This window comes from Desulfothermus sp. (genome assembly GCF_053993635.1).
The window spans coordinates 1-3,712 of the sequence record NZ_JBMYBT010000103.1; the positions used below are offsets into that span (position 1 = coordinate 1).

Below are 3,712 nucleotides of genomic sequence, written 5' to 3' on the forward strand. Positions count from 1 at the left end.
ACAGTTAGTATTATCCCTTTATTATGTAGAAGAACTAACAATGAAGGAAGTGGCTGAGGTTTTAAATATAACAGAAGGAAGGGTTTCACAACTCCATTCCCAGGCAATTAAGAAATTAAGGAAAATATTGGGTTCGAGGAGTTAGGTTTTGTTTATGTTGATGGGTTGACGGGTGAATGGGTGAATGGGTTGACGGGTGGATGAGTGGACGAGGTGCCAATACACTAATAACCGTGAACAGTGATTCGTGATTAGAAAGAGGGAAAATCAGTGAACCAATACACCAATAACCACTATACCACTAACCACGAACCTAGAACTTTTAAAATAGGGTAAAACATGGCAGAGGAAAAGGAATTAGAGCTTGACGCAAAAGAGATAGATGCAGATTTAGATGACGTGGGAGATAATGAGGAGAAGAAAGATTCATCAAAGGCTGAACAAAAAGTAGAGTTAGACTTAGATGACGCCCCATTTTTAGAAGAAGAGGTTGAAAAAAATAAAGTGGAGGAGGAAGAAGAAAAGAAAGAGCCCGAGGCAAAAGGGGGCAAGGAAGAAGAGGCTAAAGAAGAGGAGACAGAAGGTTCAAAAGCAAAGCGAAAAAAGATAATTTTGCTAGGAGCTGCAGTAGGAATACTGGTAGTTGCTGGTTTGATAATCTTTTTGTTTTTAAAAGGGGAGAAAAAACAGCCACCAAAAGAAGAGAAAAATGTCCCAGAAAAAAAAATTGAAGTAAAGGAAGAACCACCACCTCCAAAGCCAAAAATGATTCAGCTTACCTTAAGACCTTTTTGGGTTGATTATCCAGTAAAAAATGGCCATAGGTATCTCCATATTGTGTTGATATTATCTTATGAAGAGAGTAGACTTAATTGGGAATTAACAAGAAAGAGGATAGTTATTAGAGATGCTTTATATTATTATTTAAAGAATAAAAAAATTGAGTTCTTTTTAAAAAAAGAAAATATTCCTGTGCTAAAAAGGGATATACTCTCGATAATTAATCAATATCTTGTTTATGGGAAAATAAAGGAGATTTATTTAAAAGATTATTTGCTTGAATAAAAGGTATAAAAATGGTTGGTAATTTTGACTTTTCAGTTATAATTTCTCAAGTTCCGCGTGTACAGAAAATGCAAGGGGATATCCAAAAAGGGCCTTTTAATCTCCAGGAAGGTCTGCAGAGGGAAATTGATAAAAAACAAGATAAGGTTCCAAAAGAAATAGAAGAGTCAGCTAAGGGTGGCGAGTTTCAAAAGGTTGGTGATGATAGACAAAGAAAGGGTCGACATGGGAAAGAAAGACAGAAGAAAAACAAGGAAGAGAGTGAAAAGAATGAAGAAGGCCAAGAATTAAAGGATTTAAAGATGGGAAGGTTTGTGGATATAAAGGTTTGATATGGGCAGATAAGATGCATATTCCTGTATATTTATTGGTATTATCAACAATAATAGAAGTATTTTTGCTTACAACAATTATTTTTATTTTTTATAGGCTAAAAAAATCTGAAGATTTCATGTTGAGATTGAAACAATCCCAAAAAGAACTGTTAGACAAACTTACTTTTAATGAGCAAATTGAAAAAGAACTTGTTAAGAGCTTTGAAGAGAGGCAACGGCAGCTTGCGTTGCTGCATTCAAAATTAGAAAAAAAACTTAGTGAAGCAAAAGAAGTGTTAAAACAACTTGAGGAAGCATCTAACTCTCCAAAGGTTTTAAAAGAAATAATAGTAAAAGGCTATAAAAAGGGACTTAGCTGTGAGTCTCTTGCAAGAAGGACTGGACTTAGTATTGAAGAAATTGAGTGGATTTTGGAGCAAGAAAACGAATGAGAATTAATAGACAAAGGAATATAAACAATTATATATACTTTGCCCCAGATGAGGCGAGGGTAAAAAAATTTAGAAAGAGGTATAGAATTGGCGATAGATTGAGGGCAAAGGTATTAAAGCTTTTAGACAAAAAAAGGGCAATTATTCAAATAGATGATGTAAAATTAATTGCTTTACTTAAAGAAAATTTATTGCCTGGTGAATTTGTGTTATTAGAGGTAAAACAACTTTATCCCCATATTATTTTAAAACATACAAAAGACTCTGATAAAGGTATAAGTCTCTACATCTAATCTATGACAGAGATGGTAATATCCCCCTATCATCCGTGGCTTGCTCCCCTTTCAGGGTTTAGTGATCTTCCTTTTCGACTGGTTTGTAGAAAACAAGGTTGTAGTGTTGCAGTCACAGAAATGGTGAGTGCAAAAGGACTATTTTATAATTTTGATAACACCATGAAGTATTTAGAAACAACAGAACAAGATTCCCCTTTGATTGTGCAACTCTTTGGTGAAGATCCAAGATGTATTGGCAATGCTGTTTCTATTCTGCAAAAAAAAGGATACAAATATTTTGACCTAAACGCAGGGTGTCCTGTTAAAAAGGTCACAAAGACAGGTGGAGGTGCTGCCCTGCTCAAAGATCTTAAAAGACTCAAAAGTATCTTAATGAGTATGATAGATGCAGCTGGAGAAAATAGAGTTGGTGTGAAAATTAGACTGGGATGGAATAAGGAGAGCCCTGTTTATCTTCAAATTGGTGAGATGGCAAGTAAACTAAATATTGCATGGATAAGTTTTCATCCAAGATATGCCAAACAAGGATTTTCAGGAAAAGCAAAGTGGGAATGTATAAAGAAATTAAAGGAAAATACAGATGTACCAGTAATAGCATCAGGCGATATATTTTCTGCTGAAGACGCACTAAATTGCATTTCCAAGACAAACGCAGATAGTATTATGTTTGCCAGGGGTGCACTTAAAAATCCCTTGGTTTTTAAAGAGTATAAGATGTTGTTAAAAAAGTGTTCAATGTTGAACGTTCAGGATTTAATAGTGAAAGAGGAAAAACAAGATGAAATAAATTACAGGTTATTAAAAATTGATGTAATTAAGACACATATAGAATTAATAAAAAAATATGGAAGGGATAAAAATCCCATATTCAGGTTAAGAGGGATACTTGCTAGATATTTGAGGGGATTTAACAGGTCTAAATTCTACAGAGAAATGGCTGTAAAAGTTAATTCATGGGAAGATGTGAATAGATTACTTCAAAGGGTAGAGGAGGATGTTTTGTGAATATTATTAGGGGAAAACGGGCTGGCTTTTGTATGGGAGTGGCACTGGCCTTAAAAAAATTAGATGAGGCCATTTTAAAATATTCTTCAAAAAAAATATATACCTTGGGACCTATAATCCACAACCCTCAGGTAGTGGATAAGTACGCAAAAAATGGTGTCGTTGCAATAGAAGATTTATCCATTATTAAACCTGAAGATCTGGTGGTTGTCCGTGCCCATGGCATACCCAGAGGATTATACAAAAAAATAGAAGAAAAGGGTGCAGTAATAATTGACGCAACATGTCCAAAGGTAAAAAAGGCACAAAGATTGATTGAAAAATATTCTGTAGACAGGATTTTACTCCTCTATGGAGAAAAGGATCATCCAGAGGTAAAAGGGCTTTTAAGTCATGCCCAAAATAAGAGCGTGGTTTTTTCTTCTCTTGATGAATTAAAAAAAATAGACTTAGATCCTTTTAAAAGTTATTTTTTGGCCTCTCAAACCACACAACAAAGACAAGAATTTATGGAAATAGTGAAATTACTTAAAAATAAATTTGGGAAGGATTTTCCTATCTTGGATACCATCTGTGATGC

At 34.4% G+C, this 3,712-nt stretch carries 7 protein-coding genes; all 7 read left to right on the top strand.

Going from position 1 to position 3,712, the window contains the following annotated elements; all coding sequences use genetic code 11:
• The coding region (locus tag ACY2V1_RS07780; RefSeq protein ID WP_461834237.1) for a sigma-70 family RNA polymerase sigma factor at positions 1-145 on the top strand (145 nt) is incomplete at its 5' end.
• Positions 146-339: 194 nt separating this feature from the next.
• A complete protein-coding gene (locus tag ACY2V1_RS07785) occupies positions 340-1,065 on the top strand; it encodes a flagellar basal body-associated FliL family protein (protein ID WP_461834231.1) in 726 nt (241 codons plus the stop codon).
• Between the two features lie 11 nt (positions 1,066-1,076).
• On the top strand, positions 1,077-1,397 hold the full coding sequence (locus tag ACY2V1_RS07790) for a hypothetical protein (RefSeq protein WP_461834232.1): 321 nt from the start codon (positions 1,077-1,079) through the stop codon (positions 1,395-1,397).
• Between the two features lie 14 nt (positions 1,398-1,411).
• Entirely contained in the window at positions 1,412-1,831 is a 420-nt protein-coding gene (locus ACY2V1_RS07795; RefSeq protein ID WP_461834233.1) for a hypothetical protein, read from the top strand.
• The gene (locus ACY2V1_RS07800; RefSeq protein ID WP_461834234.1) at positions 1,828-2,124 is read left to right on the top strand and encodes a hypothetical protein; all 297 of its coding nucleotides are present in this window, start codon (positions 1,828-1,830) and stop codon (positions 2,122-2,124) included. The genes ACY2V1_RS07795 and ACY2V1_RS07800 overlap by 4 nt, the downstream gene beginning before the upstream one ends.
• A 3-nt stretch (positions 2,125-2,127) precedes the next feature.
• The gene (locus ACY2V1_RS07805) at positions 2,128-3,132 is read left to right on the top strand and encodes a tRNA dihydrouridine synthase (RefSeq protein WP_461834235.1); all 1,005 of its coding nucleotides are present in this window, start codon (positions 2,128-2,130) and stop codon (positions 3,130-3,132) included.
• On the top strand, positions 3,129-3,712 hold a 584-nt coding region (locus tag ACY2V1_RS07810; RefSeq protein ID WP_461834236.1), incomplete at its 3' end, for a 4-hydroxy-3-methylbut-2-enyl diphosphate reductase. The genes ACY2V1_RS07805 and ACY2V1_RS07810, both read left to right, overlap by 4 nt.

Excerpts from the sequence above, each read along its gene's own strand:
- ACY2V1_RS07785 (WP_461834231.1), top strand. The coding sequence starts at position 340 with ATGGCAGAGGAAAAGGAATTAGAGCTTGACGCAAAAGAGATAGATGCA.
- ACY2V1_RS07790 (WP_461834232.1), top strand. The coding sequence starts at position 1,077 with ATGGTTGGTAATTTTGACTTTTCAGTTATAATTTCTCAAGTTCCGCGT.
- ACY2V1_RS07795 (WP_461834233.1), top strand. The coding sequence starts at position 1,412 with ATGCATATTCCTGTATATTTATTGGTATTATCAACAATAATAGAAGTA.
- ACY2V1_RS07800 (WP_461834234.1), top strand. The coding sequence starts at position 1,828 with ATGAGAATTAATAGACAAAGGAATATAAACAATTATATATACTTTGCC.
- ACY2V1_RS07805 (WP_461834235.1), top strand. The coding sequence starts at position 2,128 with ATGACAGAGATGGTAATATCCCCCTATCATCCGTGGCTTGCTCCCCTT.